General features: G+C 38.8%; 25 protein-coding genes. All 25 read left to right on the top strand.

Features of this window, described 5'->3' with window-relative positions:
- Window positions 1-297: 297 nt before the first annotated feature.
- The 25 genes from MUN88_RS17865 to fliJ all read left to right on the top strand — a co-directional run bounded on the left by MUN88_RS17865 (window position 298) and on the right by fliJ (window position 23,562).
- Entirely contained in the window at window positions 298-684 is a 387-nt protein-coding gene (locus MUN88_RS17865; RefSeq protein WP_244717592.1) for a YlqD family protein, read from the top strand.
- Between the two features lie 18 nt (window positions 685-702).
- Entirely contained in the window at window positions 703-1,212 is a 510-nt protein-coding gene (gene rimM / locus MUN88_RS17860) for a ribosome maturation factor RimM (protein WP_244717590.1), read from the top strand.
- Entirely contained in the window at window positions 1,212-1,955 is a 744-nt protein-coding gene (trmD, locus tag MUN88_RS17855; RefSeq protein WP_244717587.1) for a tRNA (guanosine(37)-N1)-methyltransferase TrmD, read from the top strand. Before rimM ends, trmD begins: the two co-directional genes overlap by 1 nt.
- A gap of 119 nt (window positions 1,956-2,074) precedes the next feature.
- Window positions 2,075-2,419: a 50S ribosomal protein L19 gene (rplS, locus tag MUN88_RS17850; protein WP_244717584.1), complete on the top strand. Its 345-nt coding sequence runs from the start codon at window positions 2,075-2,077 to the stop codon at window positions 2,417-2,419.
- A gap of 105 nt (window positions 2,420-2,524) precedes the next feature.
- The gene (lepB, locus tag MUN88_RS17845; RefSeq protein ID WP_244717580.1) at window positions 2,525-3,076 is read left to right on the top strand and encodes a signal peptidase I; all 552 of its coding nucleotides are present in this window, start codon (window positions 2,525-2,527) and stop codon (window positions 3,074-3,076) included.
- 24 nt (window positions 3,077-3,100) lie between these two features.
- Window positions 3,101-3,949 (top strand): ribosome biogenesis GTPase YlqF, encoded by an 849-nt coding sequence (gene ylqF / locus MUN88_RS17840; RefSeq protein ID WP_244717577.1) that lies wholly within the window; start codon window positions 3,101-3,103, stop codon window positions 3,947-3,949.
- 96 nt (window positions 3,950-4,045) lie between these two features.
- A complete protein-coding gene (gene rnhB / locus MUN88_RS17835) occupies window positions 4,046-4,804 on the top strand; it encodes a ribonuclease HII (protein ID WP_244717575.1) in 759 nt (252 codons plus the stop codon).
- Window positions 4,805-4,819: 15 nt separating this feature from the next.
- The gene (locus MUN88_RS17830; protein ID WP_244717572.1) at window positions 4,820-6,637 is read left to right on the top strand and encodes a TP0910 N-terminal domain-containing protein; all 1,818 of its coding nucleotides are present in this window, start codon (window positions 4,820-4,822) and stop codon (window positions 6,635-6,637) included.
- Window positions 6,634-6,915, top strand: coding sequence for an EscU/YscU/HrcU family type III secretion system export apparatus switch protein (locus MUN88_RS17825; protein WP_244717569.1), 282 nt, complete (start codon window positions 6,634-6,636; stop codon window positions 6,913-6,915). Before MUN88_RS17830 ends, MUN88_RS17825 begins: the two co-directional genes overlap by 4 nt.
- Window positions 6,916-7,581: 666 nt before the next feature.
- Complete coding sequence (sucC, locus tag MUN88_RS17820) at window positions 7,582-8,748, top strand: ADP-forming succinate--CoA ligase subunit beta (protein ID WP_244717566.1); 1,167 nt, start codon at window positions 7,582-7,584, stop codon at window positions 8,746-8,748.
- 35 nt (window positions 8,749-8,783) lie between these two features.
- Window positions 8,784-9,686: a succinate--CoA ligase subunit alpha gene (gene sucD, locus MUN88_RS17815; protein ID WP_244717563.1), complete on the top strand. Its 903-nt coding sequence runs from the start codon at window positions 8,784-8,786 to the stop codon at window positions 9,684-9,686.
- 64 nt (window positions 9,687-9,750) lie between these two features.
- Window positions 9,751-10,644, top strand: coding sequence for a DNA-processing protein DprA (gene dprA, locus MUN88_RS17810; protein WP_244717560.1), 894 nt, complete (start codon window positions 9,751-9,753; stop codon window positions 10,642-10,644).
- A gap of 263 nt (window positions 10,645-10,907) precedes the next feature.
- Entirely contained in the window at window positions 10,908-12,986 is a 2,079-nt protein-coding gene (topA, locus tag MUN88_RS17805) for a type I DNA topoisomerase (protein ID WP_244717557.1), read from the top strand.
- A 219-nt stretch (window positions 12,987-13,205) separates the two neighbouring features.
- Window positions 13,206-14,111, top strand: a complete 906-nt coding sequence (gene xerC, locus MUN88_RS17800; protein WP_244717554.1) for a tyrosine recombinase XerC — start codon at window positions 13,206-13,208, stop codon at window positions 14,109-14,111.
- A gap of 11 nt (window positions 14,112-14,122) precedes the next feature.
- Window positions 14,123-14,665: an ATP-dependent protease subunit HslV gene (gene hslV / locus MUN88_RS17795; protein WP_244717551.1), complete on the top strand. Its 543-nt coding sequence runs from the start codon at window positions 14,123-14,125 to the stop codon at window positions 14,663-14,665.
- 15 nt (window positions 14,666-14,680) lie between these two features.
- Window positions 14,681-16,084 carry an ATP-dependent protease ATPase subunit HslU gene (gene hslU, locus MUN88_RS17790; protein WP_244717548.1) on the top strand — a complete coding sequence of 468 codons (1,404 nt, stop codon included), beginning with the start codon at window positions 14,681-14,683 and terminating at the stop codon, window positions 16,082-16,084.
- A gap of 20 nt (window positions 16,085-16,104) precedes the next feature.
- Complete coding sequence (gene codY / locus MUN88_RS17785; protein WP_244717545.1) at window positions 16,105-16,881, top strand: GTP-sensing pleiotropic transcriptional regulator CodY; 777 nt, start codon at window positions 16,105-16,107, stop codon at window positions 16,879-16,881.
- Window positions 16,882-17,231: 350 nt separating this feature from the next.
- Window positions 17,232-17,624, top strand: coding sequence for a flagellar basal body rod protein FlgB (flgB, locus tag MUN88_RS17780; RefSeq protein ID WP_244717542.1), 393 nt, complete (start codon window positions 17,232-17,234; stop codon window positions 17,622-17,624).
- A gap of 2 nt (window positions 17,625-17,626) precedes the next feature.
- Window positions 17,627-18,082 (top strand): flagellar basal body rod protein FlgC, encoded by a 456-nt coding sequence (flgC, locus tag MUN88_RS17775; protein ID WP_244717539.1) that lies wholly within the window; start codon window positions 17,627-17,629, stop codon window positions 18,080-18,082.
- A 21-nt stretch (window positions 18,083-18,103) separates the two neighbouring features.
- On the top strand, window positions 18,104-18,406 hold the full coding sequence (gene fliE / locus MUN88_RS17770; RefSeq protein ID WP_244717536.1) for a flagellar hook-basal body complex protein FliE: 303 nt from the start codon (window positions 18,104-18,106) through the stop codon (window positions 18,404-18,406).
- Window positions 18,407-18,446: 40 nt separating this feature from the next.
- Window positions 18,447-20,042 carry a flagellar basal-body MS-ring/collar protein FliF gene (gene fliF, locus MUN88_RS17765; protein WP_244717532.1) on the top strand — a complete coding sequence of 532 codons (1,596 nt, stop codon included), beginning with the start codon at window positions 18,447-18,449 and terminating at the stop codon, window positions 20,040-20,042.
- 15 nt (window positions 20,043-20,057) lie between these two features.
- Window positions 20,058-21,068, top strand: coding sequence for a flagellar motor switch protein FliG (fliG, locus tag MUN88_RS17760; protein WP_244717529.1), 1,011 nt, complete (start codon window positions 20,058-20,060; stop codon window positions 21,066-21,068).
- The gene (fliH, locus tag MUN88_RS17755; protein ID WP_244717526.1) at window positions 21,061-21,825 is read left to right on the top strand and encodes a flagellar assembly protein FliH; all 765 of its coding nucleotides are present in this window, start codon (window positions 21,061-21,063) and stop codon (window positions 21,823-21,825) included. Before fliG ends, fliH begins: the two co-directional genes overlap by 8 nt.
- The gene (gene fliI / locus MUN88_RS17750; RefSeq protein ID WP_244717523.1) at window positions 21,800-23,116 is read left to right on the top strand and encodes a flagellar protein export ATPase FliI; all 1,317 of its coding nucleotides are present in this window, start codon (window positions 21,800-21,802) and stop codon (window positions 23,114-23,116) included. The genes fliH and fliI overlap by 26 nt, the downstream gene beginning before the upstream one ends.
- Window positions 23,116-23,562, top strand: a complete 447-nt coding sequence (gene fliJ / locus MUN88_RS17745) for a flagellar export protein FliJ (protein ID WP_244717520.1) — start codon at window positions 23,116-23,118, stop codon at window positions 23,560-23,562. Before fliI ends, fliJ begins: the two co-directional genes overlap by 1 nt.
- The last annotated feature ends 2 nt before the right edge of the window (window positions 23,563-23,564 follow it).

Below are 23,564 nucleotides of genomic sequence, written 5' to 3'. Positions count from 1 at the left end.
CATAAATATGTCAAAATTACCACATTGTAGTACAATCTAGTTTACATAATCCATATTATAGGTAGCTATATATTTTTAGTACTTTAGAACGAGGCGGTTTTATGCGCGTTTTTTTAATTTACACATTAGTATTTTTATAAATAAGCGCAAGGCTGGTTTACATGTGCTGATAGGTATTGGCTGTTCATGCTTTATTAATTTTGTTCTGTAAACAGAGACTTGCGCTTTCGTTTCTGTGCATGCTATTCTTTAATTAACTGATCGTACTCTTGAATAGGATTGAAAGAGGATGAAATAATGAAAATAATAAAAAAAGTTGCCATCAAAAAAATTGTAACCGATCAAAGCAAAGCTAATTTAAGAGAAGAATATCAATTTAAGATTTTTAAGTTAGAGCAGGAATGTGAGCAATTAAAATTTGAACAGAAAAAATTGGAACAGCGCTCCGCTAATAAAAAAGCTGATATAGCAACACGTTTCAAAAAGGAAATCTCGAATCGTAAAGATCAAATTAAATGGTATAAATACAAATTGGAGCAGTTAGAAATTCTCCCGGTTGGAAGTGAAATGAACGAAGGAGAAGTGGATGCAATCATTGATATTGAAGAAGGTATGAGATGGGATGACATAACGAGTCAACGCTCAATCGTCATTCAAGATGGAATGATTACAAAAATTACATAATAGGTGGTTTTACGAAACATGGATCATTTGAAAGTAGGCAAAATAGTAAATACGCATGGCATTAAAGGAGAAGTTCGTGTCATTCGAATCACGGATTTTGAGAATCGATTTGAGACAGGGACAACCTTATACGTAAAAACAAAAACAACCGATACACTGACACCTGTAACGATTGATGGTCATCGTGTTCATAAAAATTTCGATTTATTACATTTTCAAGGCTATGAGAATATTAATGACGTGGAACAATTCAAGGATACGATCCTTCTCATCCGAGCTGATCAGCTGACAGAGCTCGAAGAGAACGAATATTATTACCATGAAATAATTGGCTGTGAGGTACAAACCAGCAGTGGAAATATACTAGGAAAAGTTAGTGAAATCTTATCACCAGGTGCAAATGATGTCTGGGTAGTGAAACAAAAAGGGAAAGAATACTTAATTCCTTATATTGAGGATATCGTGAAAGAAGTAGATATCGATACACAACGAATTATAATAGAACCAATGGAAGGGTTATTAGACTGATGAAAATCGATGTATTATCCTTATTTCCGGAGATGTTTCAAGGAGTGTTTCAATCATCCATATTGCATAAAGCACATGAAGCAGGTGCTTTTCAATACAATTTTGTTAACTTTCGGGATTATACGGACAATAAACATAACAAAGTAGACGACTATCCCTATGGAGGCGGTGCCGGAATGGTACTGAAACCTCAGCCAATTTTTGATGCGGTAGAAGCTGTACAACAGGATACTGCGTCTGCACCGCGCGTTATATTGATGTGTCCTCAAGGCCAGCCCTATACCCAAAAGAAAGCAGAAGAATTAGCTAAGGAAGACCATTTGATCTTTATTTGCGGACACTATGAAGGGTATGATGAACGCATACGAACAGAGCTAGTGACCGATGAAATTTCGATCGGCGACTATGTGCTAACAGGTGGAGAACTTGGAGCGATGGTTGTTATTGATAGTGTAGTTCGCCTATTACCGAATGTATTGGGGAATGATGACTCGGCAGTACAGGATTCGTTTTCGACAGGATTGTTAGAACATCCTCATTATACACGACCTGCTGATTTTCGGGGCTTAACTGTACCGGACGTTTTATTGTCTGGTAACCATGCCCATATTGATCAATGGCGTAGAAAAGAAGCGTTAAAACGGACATTTTTACGTAGACGAGATTTATTGGAGGAAATGGATTTAACAGAAGAAGAACAGCAATGGATAAAAGAATGGCAATCCCATGAAGAAAATAGTTGAAATCCTAGTGATGGTATGCTATATTGATAGTTGTGCTTAAGTGAACGCGCTTAAGGTTAATAAACGATGTTCCGCTGCGTATAACGATATGAGCATTGGTTTGGAAGGAGTGTAACAGAATGCAGAAATTAATCGAAGAAATTACAAAGGATCAATTGCGTACTGATTTACCTGAGTTCCGTGCTGGTGATACAGTAAAGGTACACGTGAAGGTTGTCGAGGGTAACCGTGAACGTATTCAGGTATTCGAAGGTGTTGTTATTAAACGCCAAAACGGTGGAATCAGTGAAACATTTACAGTTCGTAAAATTTCTTACGGTGTAGGGGTTGAACGTACATTCCCTGTGCATTCACCACGAGTTGATAAGATCGAAGTAACTCGTCGTGGTAAAGTTCGTCGTGCGAAGCTATATTACTTACGTAACCTACGTGGTAAAGCAGCTCGTATTAAAGAAATTCGCTAATGAATGTAATAATGTAAAAAAAGGAGCTTGCGTTGTCAGGCTCCTTTTTCTTCTATATAATAATAGATGAAGGACTCGTGATGTTGTAGGGAAGGGATCTTTTACATGAAAGAAAAAAAGAAGGACTGGGTGGATTGGCTAAAAACAATAATTATTACTGTCTTGATCGTTATCTTCATCCGTATATTTATTGCGGTGCCGATCGTCGTAGATGGTCCGTCCATGCTTCCAACACTAGAGAATAATGATCGTTTGATTGTCAATAAATTCAGTTTATTAATTGGCGAACCAGACCGTTTTGATGTCGTTGTTTTTCATGCCACCGCAAAAAGGGATTACATAAAAAGAGTGATCGGTTTGCCAGGTGATAAGATTACTTATAAAGATGATCAATTATACGTAAATGGAAATGCTGTTGAAGAACCGTTTATCGATGAACAAATCGCTAAGGATGAATCGAAGTACACGACCAATTTCTCCTTAGAAGATATTCCGGGAAATATTGAAACAGTACCAGAGGGACATGTGTTTGTATTAGGAGATAATCGTCCCAATTCTACCGACAGCAGACATTTAGGCGTCATTCCGATTGATGATATAGTTGGCATTGCGAGTTGGACATACTGGCCGTTAAATGAATTTAGTAAGGTCAACTAGTGTTAAAGAAAGAGGTATGCAAACATGACAATACAATGGTTTCCGGGACATATGGCAAAAGCAAAAAGAGAGGTACAGGAGAAGCTGAAATTAGTTGACTTTGTAATTGAACTGGTAGATGCAAGAGCCCCTCTCTCGTCTCAAAATCCACTTTTACATGAAGTTTTGAATCAAAAACAAAAAATGATAGTGTTAATGAAAAAAGACTTGGCAGATCCAGCCATTACAGCTAAATGGATCGATTACTTTAAGGCACTGGATCATGTCGCAATTGCTGTAGATGTCAATGAACGTAAAGATATTCAGCATGTCGTACAAACAGCGAATGATATGGCTAGTGACAAGATGGAACGGTTACGGAAGAAAGGTGTCCGGCCAAGACCGTCAAGAGCGATGATAGTCGGTATTCCAAATGTCGGGAAATCAACCTTGATAAACCGGTTAGTCAATAAGAAAATTGCGAAAACAGGGGACAAGCCAGGTGTGACCAAAAGTCAACAATGGATCAAAGTGAAGAAAGAATTTGAACTGCTTGATACGCCTGGTATACTTTGGCCGAAATTTGAAGAAGAGATTATCGGCTATCGCCTGGCTGCAGTAGGTACGATTAAAGATCAACTGTTACCAATTGAAGATGTTGCAGCATTTGTGATCGACTATTTAAAACAATATTATCCAGCAGTACTAGAAGAAAGATTCCGCCTTGAACAGGACCAGGACGACATGGGAGAAATATTTGAACATATCGGCAGACAGCGTGGTTGTTTAGAATCTGGCGGCAGGGTCAATTTCGAGAAGACGGCAGATATCATTTTGCAGGATCTCCGTTCAGCAAGGCTTGGTCCTATCACGTTGGAACAGCCAGAACTGTAAGAATAATAATTGTAGTAAAGGAGCTGACTTTTGAGGCCAGCTCCTTTACTTTTTTGAGAAACAACCGATATGGTAAGAAATGAGGTAATTTTTGAAATGAATGAAAAATGGACGATTCGACAGGTTAAAGAATATTTAATGAGCGAGACGCCTTCTGAAGAAGTGTTGCAATCATTCTATCAAGATGAACGTAAAGGAGTTCGGACACTTTTGAAGCAGTACGAGAATAAACAAGCGAAAAGGCAACAGAAGCAGGATCAATTTGTTAAGATGAGTCAGTTTGAACAATCGTTATGGCATAATCAATATCGTTTCATCGCAGGGGTGGACGAAGTCGGACGTGGTCCGTTGGCTGGTCCAGTTGTTGCTGCAGCTGTTGTATTACCGGAAGATTTTCAATTACTCGGCATTAATGATTCAAAAAAGCTGTCGAAAAAACAAAGAGAATTATTTTATCAATATATTACAAAACATGCGGTTGATTACAAGATTGGAATTGTGGAAGCGGATGAAATTGACCGCATTAATATACTGCAGGCATCCAAAAAAGCGATGTATCATGCGATTGAGAAATTAGAACAAGTAGATTATGCTCTAATTGATGCAGTGAAGCTGGAGAAGCTATCTATTCCTCAAGAAGCTATTATTAAAGGGGATCAGAAAAGTATTTCGATTGCAGCTGCCAGTATCATTGCTAAGGTTACTCGAGATCAGTTGATGGAAGAAATACATAAGACGTTTCCGGCATATGCATTTAACCGAAATAGCGGTTATGGCACGAAAGACCATCTGCATGCGTTGAATCAATTTGGTATGACCCCCATTCATCGCAGAAGTTTCTTAAAATCAAGATAACAGGAGGTTTGGAAGATGGTGAATATTTCGGCTGGGCTAATGGAAAATATGGTAGCAAACAGGACGAGTGTAACACAGAACCCATTAAGACCAGGTCAAATTCTGAATGGTAAAGTACTTGATTTATATCCCGGCCAAAGGGCAGCTATCCAGTTAGGTGGAGCACAAATAATTGCACAATTAGAGACTTCACTATCTTCGAAACACAGTTACCTATTTCAAGTAACAGCTGTGGGGCAGATGATTCAACTGAAGAAAATAGCTGAAACACCACCACAACAAAATAATATCGTTAGTGAACAACTGCTGCAACAGTTAGGTGTGTCAAATCAGAAGGGGCTAAAAGCCCTGCTTGCTGAACTGATCCAGCAACAAATTCCGTTTACAGCGAAACATACACAATCACTTGTCCAATTAATGGATCAATTTGGAGTGAATCAAGCCAATCGCAACGTGCTGCTTTCGATCATGCAACAAAATTTACCTTTGACAGAACAGGTATTTTCCAGCGTGCAGGCATTTCGAACAACATCGTTAGGGGAACAAATCAGACCCCTGCTTCAAGTTCTGACGACGAAAGGTGATCACAAGGTAGTACAAGATTTACAGCAACAGCTACGTTCCTTTACTTTGGAAGCAGGAACCCGTTCGCTATCGCAATTATTAACAAGCAATGAATCTACCATTCATCAGCTTTTAAGTAAAATTGCTAGGACGACTCCTGGCCAAGCACAACCGTCCACATCAACTAATTTCTACGGGCTTCTTTCTCAGATGGCAAATGGAAAAACACCGCCTGTAGCAGTATTGGAATCATTTGTGAGCGGATTGCAAAGATTGATGAATGAGCAGGTGATGATAAAACCAAATGAACACCAGCTGATCGAGGCGTTTCTGCAACGTTTATCGCAAAATAGTACTGTTCAAGATTCATCCGGTAATGTCAAAAAAATCGTCGAGCAACAGCCTGTCTTGCAGAAAATGATCCAGACTGTACCAAATCAAGCACAACAAGTTGTTCAAAGCTGGTTACAGGGTCCTATGCCATCAACTTCGTTAAAGCAACAGGTGACGGAGGTATATCAACAGGCATATGCACAGCAGTTGACGCAGCCGGAGCAGAACATTGCACGTGCTCTCCTTTTACAGCTTGCTAATGCAGATCAATCGGCGTTATCGGTTAAAGAGCATTTTGTTCATCTGTTGAAACATTTTATTTTAACTAGCGGAATTCAAGATGAAGCAATCCAGTCACAGGAATTAACAAGCTCTCACAACCAACAACCAAAGGATAGTGATTTGTCTATCAAACAGAATCTGCTGCTTGCCAGTCATCAAGTTGATCTAACTGGTGGAGGAGAGCGAATTCAACGATTTATACAGACATTGACGGGTATGCAGCTCAATATGGTACAACAGGACCCTTCCATACTTCAGCAAAGTTTTCAGATTCCAGGAGAACGATTTGGTTTAGCAGAAGATATCCGTATGCAATTTGAAGGGAAAAAGAAGAAAAATAGTGACGAAATTGATCCTGATTATTGTCGGATCTTATTTCACCTTGATTTACAGACGTTAGGCGAAACATTAATAACCTTGTCAATTCAAAAAAGGGTAATTAATCTGACGGTATATAATGATAAGGATACGGTTAAGCCATTGCTAGAAGGAATGAAGCCTGCTCTGAAACAGAAGTTAGCGGACTTAGATTATCATCTATCCTCTGTGAGCCAAAAAAGCCTGACAGAGGAACAGGTACAAGAAAAAAGCAGCCTGCATGCCATCACTGATGCAGCACGTACAGTATCAGAAGGGATTGATTTTCGCATATGACTCCCAATGAAAACTATCGCAAAAGAGCAGCTGCTCTGCAATATGACAGTGACAGTGATCATGCACCAAAGTTAACGGCGTCAGGAAAAGGTTATGTAGCAGAAGAGATTATTGAACGAGCAAAAGCGAATAACATTCCGATACAATCAGATCCGTCGCTAGTCACACTGCTATCAGAGTTAAACATCAACGAACAAATCCCCGAAGAATTATATCACGTCGTAGCAGAAGTTTTCGCTTACATATACCAGGTGGATAAAAAGGCAGTCAGAAAATAACATTTAACCAACATATCACAAAACAATGAATAGGAATGGAATAAATCAAAAGTCTGACTGCTCATAAAACGGGTTATGTAAAGTGGAACTGTATGTCAATGTTATAATTTTGAAATGTTTTATATGCTTTAGCAAGGCTCTGGAAATTTGCTCCAAATCCTGCGGGGTCGGCCTCAACTTCCTCGTGATGAGCAAAGCCCGCTTTCCTGTAGGATTTTCGGACTCGACTGATCCCGCGGGAGTCTCCGCATATTTCCTGCGCTTAAGGAAAGTGCTACAACACATGGGACAGATAAAAGCAGTATTTCTATGCACTATGTATTATTAGTATGACATATGTTACAGCCTAAATACTACCTGTGACATCAGTTGTAGAGTCTACACTCTAGCGCAGTCCAATCACGTAGACTCCCGTGCCACACAAGACGCCAAGTGATTGGCCGGAGCGATATCCTAGCACATGAATCATTTCAAAATTACCACCTAAGCATCATCCATCAACTGAGGGTTATTCCCATATCGCAAAAAGGTAGGCAATTACTGCATACTTACCATTTTTATAGATTCATAGAAAAAAGATAGACGAATTCATAGTATTTTCTAGACAATCAAAGGCAATGTTTTATACAATGAGAATGCAGTTATTAATTGATGGGAGGATGAAAGATGAATATTCACGAGTATCAAGGCAAAGAGATTTTGCGTAGTTACGGTGTTGCTGTACCTAATGGTAAAGTAGCATATTCAGTAGATGAAGCTGTGAAAGCTGCGGAAGAACTTGGTTCAGCAGTTTCGGTAGTGAAAGCGCAAATTCACGCTGGGGGAAGAGGAAAAGCAGGCGGCGTGAAAGTAGCGAAGAATATCGAAGAAGTCCGTACATATGCTGATGAAATTTTAGGTAAGACGTTAGTAACACACCAAACAGGTCCAGAAGGTAAAGAAGTAAAGCGTTTACTGATTGAAGAAGGTTGCGATATTAAAAAAGAATATTATATCGGGCTTGTATTGGACAGAGCAACATCCCGCGTAACAATGATGGCTTCTGAAGAAGGCGGTACAGAGATTGAAGAAGTAGCCGCTGAAACACCTGAAAAAATCTTTAAAGAAGTTATCGACCCTGTAACAGGCTTATTACCTTATCAGGCAAGAAGACTTGCTTTTAACATTAATATTCCAGCAGAATATTTGTCGAAAGCGGTTAAATTTATGATGGGATTATATCAAGTATTTGTCGAAAAAGATTGTTCAATTGCTGAAATTAATCCATTAGTAACAACTGGAGATGGAGACGTATTAGCACTAGATGCGAAGCTGAACTTCGATGATAATGCGCTGTTCCGTCAAAAAGATATTGTCGAATTTCGTGATTTAGATGAAGAAGATGAGAAAGAAATTGAAGCATCTAAATATGATTTAAGTTATATTGCCTTAGACGGTAACATTGGCTGTATGGTTAATGGTGCAGGTCTTGCAATGGCAACAATGGATATTATTAAACATTACAATGGTGATCCCGCTAACTTCCTTGATGTTGGGGGCGGTGCAACAGCCGAAAAAGTAACAGAAGCATTTAAAATTATTTTATCCGATCAAAATGTAAAAGGTATTTTTGTTAACATTTTCGGTGGAATTATGAAATGTGATGTTATTGCAGAAGGTGTCGTGACAGCTACGAAGGAAGTTGGTTTAACGATTCCTTTAGTTGTACGATTAGAAGGTACGAATGTTGATGCTGGTAAGCAAATCTTAGCGGATTCAGGATTAAATATTACACCAGCTGAATCAATGGCTGATGGTGCCGAAAAAATTGTTGCACTCGTTAATAAAGGATAACTTTAAATCTAAAGGAAAAGGGAGGATCCATTCACATGAGTGTTTTTATCAATAAAGATACAAAAGTGCTTGTTCAAGGTATTACAGGTTCAACAGCACTTTTCCATACGAAACAAATGATAGAATATGGAACAAAAATTGTTGGTGGGGTAACACCGAAAAAAGGTGGTACAGAAGTGGAAGGCGTTCCTGTATTTAATACAGTTGCAGAAGCTGTAGATCAGACAGGTGCGAATGCATCCGTAATATATGTACCAGCTCCATTTGCTGCAGATGCGATCATCGAAGCAGTGGATGCAGAGTTAGATCTTGTCATCTGTATTACCGAACACATTCCTGTCATGGATATGGTAAAAGTAAAACGTTATATGGAAGGTAAGAAAACAAGATTAGTAGGACCAAACTGTCCGGGTGTCATTACTCCTGAAGAATGTAAGATTGGTATTATGCCAGGTTACATTCATAAAAAAGGTCATATTGGTGTCGTTTCCCGTTCTGGTACCCTAACATATGAAGCTGTTCATCAGTTGTCTGAAAAAGGCTTTGGCCAATCTACGGCTGTAGGTATTGGTGGTGACCCTGTTAACGGTACAAATTTCATTGATTCATTAAAAGCGTTTAACGAAGACCCGGATACAGAAGCAGTTATGATGATCGGTGAAATTGGTGGTACTGCGGAAGAAGAAGCAGCTGAATGGGTAAAAACAAATATGACGAAACCTGTTGTAGGCTTTATCGGTGGTGCAACTGCGCCTCCTGGAAAACGTATGGGCCATGCCGGTGCGATTATTTCTGGTGGAAAAGGTACAGCAGAAGAAAAAATCAAAACAATGAATGCGTGTGGCATTGAAGTGGCCGAAACACCATCTGTAATGGGTGAAACGTTAATCAATGTTTTAAAAGACAAAGGTCTCTATGACAAATGTAAAACACACTAAATAAGTGAAAATAAGCTGAGATTTATGTCTCAGCTTATTTCACTATCCAAAAGGATGGATGTAAATGGAGAAAAAAGAATGGCGGCTAGTTCATTTGCACTACATTGTCGGATCAAATCGAAGACTTCTAGCACGTGTGATCCAGCAAGACCCCGAATTAACACATCTCTACGATTGGGACAAGCAAAATTGGAAAACCATATTCAATCTGCCAGATAAAAAAGCTTCTGCCATTGTCAGTCAATTACATCTTCAAGCAATAAAGCAAAAGATTGTCCAATTCGCAGAGCAGTATCATATCATTACCATTTTTAACATACGTTATCCCACTAATTTATTAGAAATTCCCGATCCACCATTTGTCTTGTACTTACAAGGAAATCTCGAGATCTTAAGTCATTCTCCTAATCTCAGCGTAATAGGTACACGTTATCCTTCTCAAACAGCCCGATCGGTAATGAACATCATTTTGCCCCCTCTGTTACAAGAAAATTTCCTATTTACGAGCGGCATGGCACTAGGAATCGATGGCTATGCTCATGAAACTGCTTTGGCGAATTGTTCCCGCACGATTGCGGTATTAGGAAGTGGTTTTTATCACATTTATCCAACGCAACATCAGTATTTATATCAACAACTTATTCAAGAGAATCTGGTAATGACAGAATATCCACCAGACCACCCGCCAAAAAAATATTATTTTCCTGAACGGAACCGAATCATTAGTGGTCTTAGTTTCGGAACGCTAGTTATCGAAGCAAAAGAAAAGAGTGGCAGTCTGATAACAGTTGACCAGGCATTAGAACAAGGGAAAGAAGTGTTTGCCGTCCCAGGAAACATTCTTGCTGATACCAGTGCAGGCTGCCACCAACTGATCAAAGACGGCGCTAAATTAGTCCAAAAAAGTGAGGATATTTTAGAAGAATGGCATGCTAAACAACTTGCTATACAGTCATAAATAAACTAAATTTATACATTTTTTCTACTGCTTTGATTGACAAACCCTAACAAAGTATTTAATAATAGGGAAGATTTATCATATCTGAAAGACGAAGTTCAAAAAACGGGAATCATGTCTATGAACTTCTAGACAGGCTTGTTTCTTCATTAACAAGTATACTTGCAGTTCATGATCATAACTTTTTGAACTCGTTCTACAAAGAAAAAATAATTAATGAAACAATCTGAGTTGATTTTGCCTCTCGGGAGGGTGTAACAATAATGGCACAATATCTAGTAATCGTTGAATCACCGGCAAAAGCCAAAACAATTGAAAGATATCTAGGGAAAAAATATAAAGTAAGAGCATCTATGGGCCATGTTCGTGACTTACCTAAAAGTCAAATGGGTGTACATGAAGAAGATAACTTTGAACCAAAATATATTACGATTAGAGGGAAAGGTCCCGTCTTAAAAGAATTAAAAACAGCTGCTAAAAAAGCAGATCAAGTGTTTCTGGCAGCCGATCCGGATCGTGAAGGGGAAGCTATTGCCTGGCATTTAGCCCACAGTTTAAATATTGAATTGGATTCTAAATGCCGCGTAGTGTTTAATGAAATAACAAAAGATGCAGTAAAAGAATCATTTAAGCATCCTAGAACCATTAACATGGATTTAGTAGATGCGCAACAGGCTAGAAGAATTTTAGATAGATTAGTTGGTTATAATATCAGTCCGTTATTATGGCAAAAAGTTAAAAAAGGTCTAAGTGCAGGACGTGTGCAGTCAGTTGCTGTGAAAATGATTATTGACCGCGAAAATGAAATTAAAAACTTTAAGCCTGAAGAGTATTGGAGCATAGAGTCTAACTTTAAAAAAGGTCGCCAAAAGTTCGAAGGAAGCTTTTACGGTCAAGGTGGTAAAAAACAAGCACTGCATTCGAGGGAAGATGTGGATGCGATTTTACAGACCATTAAAGGTAAAGATTTTCTTGTTGAAAAAGTAAACAAAAGAGAAAGAAAACGAAATCCATCTCCTTCTTTTACTACTTCCAGTTTACAACAGGAAGCCGCGAGAAAGTTAAATTTCAGAGCTCGGAAGACGATGATGGTTGCTCAGCAATTATATGAAGGAATTGACTTAGGTAAACGTGAAGGTGGCATTACCGGCTTAATTACCTATATGCGTACAGATTCGACGCGGGTTTCGGATACGGCGAAAGCACAGGCTAAGGATTTTATTACGAGTAACTATGGGAAGGAATTTAATGGTTACAGCAACAAGTCTAAAAATGCAGAAGGTGCACAGGATGCCCATGAGGCAATCCGTCCAACCAATGCTTTACGTGATCCGGATTCATTGAAAACAATTCTTTCGAGGGATCAATTTAAGCTTTATAAATTAATCTGGGAACGATTTATCGCCAGCCAAATGGCACCTGCTGTAATGGATACAATGACTGTCCATTTAACTAACCAGGGAGTAGAGTTCAGAGCGAATGGTTCTAAAGTTAAATTTAAAGGGTTCATGAAGGTATACACGGAGAGCTCTGATGATCCTAATAAACAAAAAGATAAATGGCTGCCTGATTTAATAGAGGGCGAAACAGTTAATTCTGATGAAATGAAGCCGCAACAGCATTTCACACAGCCGCCTCCTCGCTATACGGAAGCAAGATTGGTCAAAACAATGGAAGAGGAAGGCATTGGTCGTCCTTCGACTTATGCTCCGACATTGGATACCATACAACGTCGCGGTTATGTAGCATTGGATAGCCGACGTTTCGTTCCGACAGAACTTGGTGAAATGGTCAATACGATTATGGAAGAATTCTTCCCGGAAATTATCGATGTTGCATTCACTGTCAAAATGGAAGGCGATTTGGATGCTATCGAAGAAGGAAAAACAAAATGGGTTAACATCATCGATCAATTCTATCAAGGTTTCAAGAAGCGGCTGGAAACAGCGGATGAAGAAATGGAAAAAGTTGAAATTCGTGATGAACCAGCTGGCATTGATTGCGAGAAATGTGGGCATGAGATGGTTTATAAAATGGGAAGATACGGAAAGTTCCTTGCTTGCTCGAACTTCCCGGACTGTCGTAACACCAAGCCTATCTTAAAAGAAATCGGTGTGGATTGCCCGAAATGTAAAGATGGAAACATCGTAGAGAGAAAATCGAAGAAAAGAAGAATCTTCTACGGCTGTGATAACTATCCGGATTGTGATTTCCTCTCCTGGGATAAGCCAGTAGGCAGAAGTTGTCCAAAATGTGATCAAATGTTAGTTGAGAAGAGATCGAAGAAAAAAGTACAGGTTCAATGTTCCTCATGTGATTATAAAGAGGAAGAACAAGGCTGACAAGAGTGGAGCTTGCTTGAAATATAGTAAGCTTCACTTTTTCTTTTCTATAAGGAACCATTTAATGTTAAGATGAAAGAAAGGGTCACTATGTAATGGTTTAAAGCACTGTCAACAAGGGAAACCATGTAATAATGAAGAAAGTAGTGACAATTTTGCAAACATAATTGCAGACTCTATGCTATTGTGTTAATATTTTAACGCATTTAGAGGTGATCTATGAATTTTTATAAAAGCTGGTTATTATATGTTGATTATTTAAAAATCGAAAAAAATGCAACCAAATTAACGATAGAAGCTTATGAACAGGATATATCCGTCTTTTTTACATTTTTAAAAGAGCAGGGTCTGATCTCTTTACATGAAGTAGATTATGGTGTGATTCGTACTTTTTTAACCACATTATATGCACGCGATTTGTCCAAAAGGTCGGTTAACAGATATATTTCTTCCTTACGTTCCTTTTATAAATTTTTAGTCAGAGAGCAAATCGTTAAAGAAAATCCGTTTGTACATTTGCAATTGCCTAAACGTGACTATACTATTCCTGAGTTTATGTATCTGGAAGAGATCGATGTTTTGTTTGAGTCGATTGATACAACGACTGCGTTAGGACAACGAAATATGGCGATATTGGAATTGTTGTACGGAACAGGTATCCGAGTTAGTGAATGTGTAAAGATTCGGATAGAAGATATTGATTTCGAATTACAGACGATTTTTGTGCAAGGAAAAGGGAACAAGGAAAGATATGTCCCTTTAGGAGGTTTTGCACAGCGAGCGATTCAAACCTATATATTAGAAAGTCGTGATCAACTGATATCACAAAAAAGTCAGCCAGGTAATTATCTTTTTCTAAATGCACGTGGTAATCCGTTAACAACAAGAGGTATCCGTATGATTATGAATAGGTTGGTGGAGGAGTCCGCTATGACATTACATATTCATCCACATAAGTTGAGACACAGCTTTGCTACTCATCTGCTTGATAATGGAGCGGATTTAAGGGCGGTACAAGAGCTTTTAGGACATGCTCACTTATCTTCTACACAAATCTATACACACGTCTCAAAGGACCGCTTAAATAACGTATACAGGGATGCTCATCCACGAGCTAAACGATAGGAGGAATGGAGATGGGTACTTTTCATGCAACAACCATATTTGCTATCCAGCACAATGGCAAGTCCGCGATGTGTGGCGATGGTCAGGTTACATTTGGCAACCAGGTTGTGATGAAGCACACAGCAAAAAAAGTAAGACGGTTGTATCGTGACCAAGTTTTGGCGGGTTTTGCTGGTTCAGTAGCTGATGCATTTACGCTTTTTGAAAGCTTCGAGACCAAATTAGAAACACACGATGGTAATCTATCACGAGCAGCAGTAGAATTGGCGAAAGACTGGCGCAATGATAAATACTTAAGAAAGCTTGAAGCGATGCTGATTGTAATGAACAAAGATGAATTATTACTTGTATCGGGTACAGGCGAAGTTATTGAACCAGATGATGGAATTCTGGCGATCGGTTCTGGCGGACATTATGCACTTAGTGCCGGAAGAGCTTTGAAACAACATGCATCTAATATGGAAGCGAAAGATATCGCTCGTGCGTCACTGGAAATTGCAGGCGAGATTTGTGTGTTTACAAATGATCAGTTAATTCTCGAAGAACTGGAATAAGAAAGGGTGAAGGATATGTCCATCGACTTTACACCAAAACAAATTGTGGAAAAATTAAATGAATACATAATTGGCCAGACAGATGCCAAAAAAGCAGTAGCGGTTGCTTTGCGGAATCGATATCGACGAATGCAGCTGCCTGAGGAATTACGTCATGAAATAGTACCGAAAAATATTTTAATGATTGGTCCAACGGGAGTCGGAAAAACAGAAGTAGCAAGAAGATTAGCAAGATTAGTTGGAGCCCCATTTATTAAAATTGAAGCAACCAAATATACAGAGGTCGGTTATGTTGGCCGTGACGTGGAATCAATGGTACGGGATCTTGTCGAGACGGCTGTTCGAATGGTAAAGGAAGAAGCAATGGCTGAAGTACAGGATAAAGCGGAGAAGCAAGCTAATAAACGAATTGTAGAATTGCTCGTTCCGTCGAAAAAGAAATCAAATAATTCAAAAAATCCTTTTGACTTCTTTATGAATGCGAATCAAGATGAGGAACAGCAAGAAGATAATGGTAACTCCTTGGAAGCCGACAACAGTATTAGACAACAACGGCAGCAGACGAAAAAAATGTTGGAATTAGGTGAATTAGAAGATCGCATGGTAACCATTGAAGTCGAGGAACAGTCAGCTAATATGTTTGATATGCTGCAAGGATCAGGGATGGAACAAATGGGCATGAACATGCAAGATGCTTTTGGCCAGCTATTTCCTAAAAAGAAAAAGAAACGTACATTAGCAGTAAAGGATGCTAGAAAAGTATTAACACAACAGGAAGCTCAGAAGTTAATTGATATGGATTACGTGACACAGCAAGCGGTTGAACGAGCCGAACAAACCGGTATCATTTTCATTGACGAAATGGACAAGATTGCAGTGAAGCAAGAGCAATCAGCCAATGTCTCTCGGGAAGGGGTACAACGTGACATTCTGCCGATCGTAGAAGGTTCATCCATTGTTACGAAGTATGGACCGGTTAAAACAGATCACATGCTTTTCATTGCAGCAGGTGCCTTTCATATGGCAAAGCCTTCTGATTTGATACCGGAGTTACAGGGGCGTTTTCCGATTCGGGTTGAATTCGAGAAATTGACTGTAGCTGATTTCAAACGAATACTGGAAGAACCTTCAAATGCGTTAATAAAGCAATATAAAGCATTGCTGGAGACAGAAGGCATTACGATTACCTTTACAGAGGAAGCCATCAATCGCTTGGCAGAGATAGCTTATCAGGTGAATCAGGAAACGGATAATATCGGTGCAAGAAGATTACACACTATTTTAGAGAAGTTATTAGAGGAATTATCCTATGAAGCATCTGACATTGGTATAGGAAATGTAGAAATTACAGAAAACTATGTAAATGAGAAATTAAAAACAATCGCAACGAACAAAGATTTAAGTCAATTTATTTTATAAAAAATGGATGGTGAAATAATATGGAACTATTAGATAAAACGAGGAAAATTAATGCCATGCTTCAAAAGACAAAGGGGAAATCCGTTGACTTTTCAGACATGTCCAAAACATTACGTGATGTAATTGGAGCGAATATTTTTATTGTCAGTCGAAAAGGAAAATTATTAGGATTTGCGATCAACCAGCAAATAGAAAATGAACGAATGAAGAAAATGCTGGAGGAACGACAATTTCCAGAAACGTATACCGATAATTTATTTAATATCACAGCTACCACTACAAATTTGGATATCGAAAGTGAATATACGGCATTCCCTGTAGAGAACCGTGATTTGTTTCAGAATGGTTTAACAACTATTGTACCAATTATTGGTGGTGGACAACGCTTAGGTACATTGATTTTAAGTCGTTTGTCAGATAGTTTTAATGATGATGATTTGATTTTAGCAGAATATGGTGCAACGGTAGTCGGAATGGAAATCCTTCACGAAAAAACAGAAGAAATTGAAGAAGAAGCTCGTAGTAAAGCTGTCGTACAAATGGCAATCAGCTCACTTTCATATAGTGAATTAGAAGCAATTGAGCACATCTTTGAAGAGTTAAATGGTATTGAAGGACTACTGGTTGCTAGTAAAATAGCGGACAGAGTCGGTATTACACGTTCAGTTATTGTTAATGCACTGCGTAAGTTAGAGAGTGCAGGTGTTATTGAATCAAGATCGTTAGGGATGAAAGGTACTTATATTAAAGTGTTGAATGATAAGTTCTTACGAGAGTTAAAGCATTATCATATATAAGTTGTTAGTTGTACTGGTGATAAATGTAAGTGTGCATGGTTAATTTGTAATCTTTTTAAGGATCAATATAAGGAAAAAGTTCCTCACATTTTGTTGTGAGGAACTTTTTTTGTGAATTTTTTGTTATTTTATTACTAATCATGAATGATTCAAAGGTCACAATGAATTAGGTTTTCGCTAAAACTACAAAAACATTAATAATTCTTTTGACCTATTTTTTTAAAAAACTTGCACTACTTTAGTCAGAATATGACGATAAGTCATAGACACTTCATCGAAATTATTTTACAATATTCGATAGGAAATTCAATTTTATGACGGTTTATATTAAAAAAAGTGGAGGATTTTTTATGTCTTTATTTGGAGGAACGATCCAATCATTAGAAAATTCGTTGCAGTATGCTTCAGTAAAAAACCAGACCATAGCCAATAATATCGCTAATGTCGATACTCCAAACTACAAAGCAAAAAGTGTGCAATTCAATAATATTCTTAACGACGAGTTGTCTAAAGGGTTTAAAACGTCCAGAACGGATGCAAGACATCTTGATTTTTCGACAGAATCATCTGCTGTTCGAGTCACAACAAATACGAGTTCTACATATAACCACAACGGCAATAATGTTGATGTGGATAAAGAGATGACAGACTTGGCAAAAAATCAAATTTATTATCAGGCACTAGTCGATCGGATTAATGGGAAGTTTTCCAGTCTGCAGAGCGTCATTAGGGGAGGAAATTAACAATGTCAATTTTTAATGCAATTAATACAAGTGGGAGTGGTTTAACTGCTCAACGTCTTCGTATGGACACGATCTCCTCCAATATTGCTAATGCAGATACGACAAGGGCTACCATGAATGAAAATGGTGAATATGAACCATATCGAAGAAAAATGACGGTTTTCGGTTCAAAGGGACAAAGCTTTTCTTCTGTACTCAACCAGGCGACTACGGGATCAAGCAGTGCTGGGAACGGAGTGAAGGTATCAGATATTGTAGAAGACGATGAGCCTTTTCAGCTAGTATATAATCCGAATCATCCTGATGCGAATGAAGAAGGGTATGTCGAAATACCTAATGTTGATCCTTTGCAAGAAATGGTTGACATGATGAGTGCTACTAGATCTTATGAGGCAAATGTCACAGCGCTTAACGCATCCAAAACCATGCTGATGAAGGCGCTGGAAATAGGTAAATAATAATGGGTGGGAGTGAAAAGAATGAATATCTATTCATTAGAAAATATCCAATCTAACAACATTCAAACAACAGCACTACCAACCCAAACAGTTGGTCAGTCACAACAAAATTTTGCGGATAATTTAAAACAAGCAGTAGAGAGTATTAATCAAGCGCAGGTCGAATCTGACAAAAAGACACAAGCACTGGCAAATGGTGAAATTGACGATTTGCATGATGTAATGATTACCGCACAAAAAGCGAGTATTATGTTGCAAACAGGCGTACAAGTTCAGAAAAAAGTAGTCGATGCATACAACGAAGTGATGAGAATGCAAGTCTAACAAATAGTAGTATGCAAGTAATGATTTTTGGGGGCAAAAAATGAACGAGAAATTGAAGCAATACAAGGAAAAAGCGGCTAGCTTTTACAGTTCCATATCCAAAAAACAAAAAGGGCTACTTTTTGGTGTAATCGGTTTGTTGTTAGCGGCTATTATTATAGCTGCGTTCTGGACTTCTTCTCAAAACGGCATGGTACCGTTATACAGTGATTTGTCACTGCAGGAAGTCGGTCAAATTACCGAAGAATTGGATGCTCGTAATGTAAGCTATGAGATTACTGAATCCGGAACAGGTGTGCAAGTTCCAGAGGCAATGGCAGATTCACTGCTAGTAGAACTTGCTGCACAAGGGATACCGGATAGCGGCAGCATAGACTATTCTTTTTTTGCAGAGAATAGTTCGTTTGGTGTTACGGATAATGAATTTGAAGTAATGAAACTCGACGCTATGCAAACGGAATTAGCTAATTTAATCATGCAGATAGAAGGGATAGATGGTGCGGAAGTCAAATTAAATATTCCTGAAGATCCGGTGTTTATCAGCGATCAGCAGGAAGCTTCCTCTGCATCGATTGTAATCCAGACAGCTGCTGGCTATCAATTCGAACCAAGTGAGATTAATGCATTATATAATTTAGTATCAAAATCAGTACCGAACCTTTCTAATGATAATATCGTCATTATGAACCAACATTTTGAGTATTTTGATTTGAATAATGAAAATTCATTTGATAATAGCAATACATATACATCGCAACAGCAAATTAAGTCAGACATTGAATCAGACATCGAGCGTAATGTTAAGAAAATGCTAGGATCTATGATTGGGATGAACAAAGTAGCTATATCTGTTTCTACGGATATTGATTTTACACAAGAGCAAAGAGTAGAAGAGATAGTTGAACCAGTTGACGAAGAGAATGATACGTTACCTGTCAGTGTCGAAACGATAACGGAGTCATTCACTGGTGCCCAGCCTGAAGACAGTGCTGCTGGGGTAGAAGATGGTGAGATTGCCAATTATCCAGCTGATACTGAAGGGAATGTCGGCGATTACGAATTGGTGAAGGAATCCGTTAACAATGAATTTAACCGGATCAAAAAAGATATCGTCGAAAGCCCTTATAAAGTCAGGGATTTAGGTATTCAGGTTGCGATCGATAACTCAAGGTTGAATGAAAACGGTGAAACAGAACTACTTTCTGCTCAAGAGCAGGCAAATGTTGAAGAGAGTGTCGCTTCTATATTGGATTCTATTATCGCCACATCGATTGATAAATCTTATGGTGAAGTGACGCCAAATGAAAAGGTCTCGATCGTTTTTCAACCATTTGAGGGAACGGATACGTTATCGACTCCTACTGTTACGACAGCGATACCGATGTGGGTTTATATTGTAGGAGGTTTGTTAATCTTAGCGATTATCGTCCTTATTTGGATGCTTCGGAGAAATCGAGCAGAAAATGATATTGTAGAAGAAATGGAAACGACGACTTATGAGGATCAGGAGATCCCGCCAATTACGCAAGCTGAGGATTCCGACAATACTATCAGACGGAAACAGTTAGAGAAATATGCAGCAGATAAACCTGAAGATTTTGCCAAACTGTTGCGAAGCTGGATTTCCGAGGATTAAAGGAGGTTAGTTAAGATGGCAAAAAGACAAACATTAACAGGCAAACAAAAAGCAGCTATTTTATTAATCTCTTTAGGTCCTGATGTTTCTGCTCAAGTCTATAAACATCTAACGCCAGAAGAAATCGAAAAGCTAACGTTGGAAATTTCGTCTGTAAAGAAAGTGGATGGGAATCAAAAGGAAGAAATACTCGAACAATTTCACGAAATAGCGATGGCGCAGGACTATATTTCCCAAGGTGGTATTAGTTACGCAAAGACTGTTTTAGAAAAAGCGTTAGGAGAGGATAAAGCGGATGATATCATCAAACGTTTAACCTCCTCTTTGCAAGTGAAACCATTTGATTTTGCCAGAAAAGCAGAGCCGGGACAAATTATTAATTTTATTCAAAACGAGCATCCACAAACGATCGCACTTGTTCTATCGTATTTGGATGCGGAACAGTCTGCCCAAATTTTGTCAGAGTTACCACAAGAGATGCAAGCAGATATTGCGAAACGAATTGCGGTAATGGACTCAACTTCTCCAGAAATTATTGCAGAAGTCGAACAAATTTTGGAGCGTAAATTGTCTACTACTGTATCACAGGATTATACACAGACTGGTGGTATTCAATCCGTAGTGGAAGTGTTAAATGGTGTCGATCGTAGTACGGAACGGACCATTTTGGATACATTGGAAATTGATGATCCTGAGTTAGCGGATGAGATTAAGAAAAGGATGTTTGTATTTGAAGATATCGTAACATTGGATAATAGAGCAATCCAGCGAGTAATACGTGAAGTCGAAAACGATGACCTGCGCTTATCGCTTAAAGTGGCAAGTGATGAAGTGAAGGAAGTTGTCTTCAGTAACATGTCTACTCGTATGGTTGAAACGTTTAAAGAAGAGATGGAATTCATGGGACCAGTACGATTACGTGATGTAGAAGAATCACAATCGCGAATTGTTGCCGTGATCAGACGTCTGGAGGAAGTTGGCGAAATTGTCATCGCCAGAGGCGGAGGAGATGATATTATTGTCTAATCATCATTCTTTGCCGCCCAGACAGATTCAATTACGAAAAGTCGAAACCCCATCTTCTCGCTCAGAATATGAAGGGTTTTCGACAGAAAAAGAAGATATCAGTAAACAAATAGCAAATGCAAAACAGCAGTTGAATAACACATTACAGCAAACAGAACAACTCAAGTTCGAAGCTCAACAAGAAATTGACAAACTCCGAACCAACTGGGAAGCAGAACGCCAACAGTACATAGAACAGGCTCAACAAGAGGGTTATCAACAAGGGTTTCAACAGGGGAAACAGGATAGTACGACGCAATTTCAGTCATTAATAACGGAGGCGCAGGATGTGTTGCAGACCGCCAACAAGGAATATCATAAAATTGTTGCAGAAAGTGATGAGACAATTTTGAATTTATCTTTAGCGGTAGCAGAGAAAATCATTCAGCAATCACTGGATGAAGATCATTCAAAATTCGTCGGACTAGCAAAATCGTTAATGAATCAGGTCAAAGAACATCCTTCTGTGACATTGTTTGTTTCTGCTCAATATTACCCTGTTATTCAGGAATACAAAGAAGAATTAAGCGCGATTTTGATCAAAGATATCGAGTTCATGATTTATCCATCTTCTATCTTGGATGGAGAACAAATCATGATTGAGACGCCTTTTGGCAAAATAGACGCTTCGGTAGATACTCAACTGGAAGAAATAAGAAACCAGCTTTCGTATGTTGTGGAGGAGATCACACGTGAATACACAAATGATATTGGATGAAATTCAACATTTGGATCCGTATAAGAGATATGGAAAAGTCGATCGTGTGATTGGACTGCTCATCGAATCGAAAGGTCCAGAAGCAAGAATCGGAGAAGTGTGTTATATCCATACGAAGAAAAAAGATGAAAAAATCATGGCAGAGGTCATTGGGTTTTATAATGAGAAAGTTTTACTAATGCCTTATTCATCACTTCATAATATCGGTTCAGGCTGTTTAGTAGAAGCCACGAAAAATGCATTGCAAATTAAAATAGGCAGAGGGCTGATTGGAAAAGTACTAGATTCTACCGGGAAAATGCTAGATGGTTCACATCTGCCTAAAGGATTGAAATTATTTCCAACGGAGCAAGCACCACCTAATCCATTACAACGACCAAGAATTCAAGCTCCTTTGCAAATAGGTGTCAAGGCAATTGATGCTATGTTAACTGTCGGCAAAGGGCAACGTGTCGGGATATTCGCAGGAAGCGGTGTTGGCAAGAGTACATTGCTCGGCATGATCGCCCGTAACAGTAGTGCCGATATAAATGTGATTGCGCTTATCGGAGAACGTGGACGAGAAGTGAAAGAATTTATCGAACGAGATTTAGGTCCTGAAGGCTTAAAAAAATCGATAGTAGTAGTGGCCACCTCTGATCAATCAGCACTAATGAGAATTAAAGGGGCGTATACTGCAACAGCCATTAGTGAGTATTTTCGCGATTTAGGCTATGAAGTGAACTTAATGATGGATTCGGTAACAAGGGTAGCCATGGCTCAGCGGGAAATTGGACTGGCAATCGGTGAGCCGCCGACAACAAAAGGATATACGCCATCAGTTTTTGCGATGTTACCTTCATTATTGGAACGCACAGGGACGAGTATGAATGGATCTATCACCGCTTTTTATACTGTACTGGTAGACGGCGATGATTTTAATGAACCAATTGCAGATACGACGAGAGGGATTTTAGACGGCCACTTTATACTAGATCGCAGTCTTGCAGAAAAAGGTCAATTCCCTGCGATTAATGTACTGAAGTCCGTCAGCAGAGTGATGCCGCAAATTATTTCCAAAGAACGGCTTGACGTAATCCAAAAAATCCGTACTCTCCTTGCGAGGTATGAAGACAATGAAGAGCTAATACAGATTGGTGCTTATAAAAGAGGCTCTAACCCTGTTGTCGATCAAGCGATTCAGTTGCAGCCAAGCATTTTAAACATCTTAAAACAGGATATGGATGACAAATGTGATGATAAGACTGCGATTACGCAATTAGAGGAAATTGCCAGAAGGAGCCAATCCTAATGAAACAACTTGTCGGTTACGAAAAGATAAAAATGTTGAGAGAAAACGAGAAACAGGAAGCCCAGATGAAATTACAGGAGGTTGTCGCCACTTTCGAAAAGCAAGCAGAGCTCTTATATGAATTATTACAAAAGAAAGAAAGAATCGAAGCACAATACGTGGCGTCGCTCTCAGATCGAACTCAAATTGATCAGTTACAATCCTATCAGCAATACTTGGATTTTCTAGCCCCTACCATTTTATCGGTACAACGTAAAGTGGATCAGGCGAGAAAGCAAATGAATCAACAACAAGAGCAAGTAACTGTGCAATATGTGGAAGTGAAAAAAATTGATCATTTGCTCCAGCATAAGCAACTGGAATTTCTGCAATTAGAACAGCATAAGGAAGCAATGATGATGGATGAGATTTCCATTCGTCAGTATACAGACAGTAGGGGCAGGTGAAA

Origin of the sequence: Gracilibacillus caseinilyticus (assembly GCF_022919115.1) — a bacterium.
GTDB lineage: Bacteria > Bacillota > Bacilli > Bacillales > Amphibacillaceae > Gracilibacillus > Gracilibacillus caseinilyticus.
This window is presented reverse-complemented; position numbering and strand designations above follow the sequence as displayed.

Bases quoted from the DNA above. Each gene is read 5' to 3' on its own strand.
- MUN88_RS17865 (WP_244717592.1), top strand. From the start codon at position 298: ATGAAAATAATAAAAAAAGTTGCCATCAAAAAAATTGTAACCGATCAA.
- rimM (WP_244717590.1), top strand. From the start codon at position 703: ATGGATCATTTGAAAGTAGGCAAAATAGTAAATACGCATGGCATTAAA.
- trmD (WP_244717587.1), top strand. From the start codon at position 1,212: ATGAAAATCGATGTATTATCCTTATTTCCGGAGATGTTTCAAGGAGTG.
- rplS (WP_244717584.1), top strand. From the start codon at position 2,075: ATGCAGAAATTAATCGAAGAAATTACAAAGGATCAATTGCGTACTGAT.
- lepB (WP_244717580.1), top strand. From the start codon at position 2,525: ATGAAAGAAAAAAAGAAGGACTGGGTGGATTGGCTAAAAACAATAATT.
- ylqF (WP_244717577.1), top strand. From the start codon at position 3,101: ATGACAATACAATGGTTTCCGGGACATATGGCAAAAGCAAAAAGAGAG.
- rnhB (WP_244717575.1), top strand. From the start codon at position 4,046: ATGAATGAAAAATGGACGATTCGACAGGTTAAAGAATATTTAATGAGC.
- MUN88_RS17830 (WP_244717572.1), top strand. From the start codon at position 4,820: ATGGTGAATATTTCGGCTGGGCTAATGGAAAATATGGTAGCAAACAGG.
- MUN88_RS17825 (WP_244717569.1), top strand. From the start codon at position 6,634: ATGACTCCCAATGAAAACTATCGCAAAAGAGCAGCTGCTCTGCAATAT.
- sucC (WP_244717566.1), top strand. From the start codon at position 7,582: ATGAATATTCACGAGTATCAAGGCAAAGAGATTTTGCGTAGTTACGGT.
- sucD (WP_244717563.1), top strand. From the start codon at position 8,784: ATGAGTGTTTTTATCAATAAAGATACAAAAGTGCTTGTTCAAGGTATT.
- dprA (WP_244717560.1), top strand. From the start codon at position 9,751: ATGGAGAAAAAAGAATGGCGGCTAGTTCATTTGCACTACATTGTCGGA.
- topA (WP_244717557.1), top strand. From the start codon at position 10,908: ATGGCACAATATCTAGTAATCGTTGAATCACCGGCAAAAGCCAAAACA.
- xerC (WP_244717554.1), top strand. From the start codon at position 13,206: ATGAATTTTTATAAAAGCTGGTTATTATATGTTGATTATTTAAAAATC.
- hslV (WP_244717551.1), top strand. From the start codon at position 14,123: ATGGGTACTTTTCATGCAACAACCATATTTGCTATCCAGCACAATGGC.
- hslU (WP_244717548.1), top strand. From the start codon at position 14,681: ATGTCCATCGACTTTACACCAAAACAAATTGTGGAAAAATTAAATGAA.
- codY (WP_244717545.1), top strand. From the start codon at position 16,105: ATGGAACTATTAGATAAAACGAGGAAAATTAATGCCATGCTTCAAAAG.
- flgB (WP_244717542.1), top strand. From the start codon at position 17,232: ATGTCTTTATTTGGAGGAACGATCCAATCATTAGAAAATTCGTTGCAG.
- flgC (WP_244717539.1), top strand. From the start codon at position 17,627: ATGTCAATTTTTAATGCAATTAATACAAGTGGGAGTGGTTTAACTGCT.
- fliE (WP_244717536.1), top strand. From the start codon at position 18,104: ATGAATATCTATTCATTAGAAAATATCCAATCTAACAACATTCAAACA.
- fliF (WP_244717532.1), top strand. From the start codon at position 18,447: ATGAACGAGAAATTGAAGCAATACAAGGAAAAAGCGGCTAGCTTTTAC.
- fliG (WP_244717529.1), top strand. From the start codon at position 20,058: ATGGCAAAAAGACAAACATTAACAGGCAAACAAAAAGCAGCTATTTTA.
- fliJ (WP_244717520.1), top strand. From the start codon at position 23,116: ATGAAACAACTTGTCGGTTACGAAAAGATAAAAATGTTGAGAGAAAAC.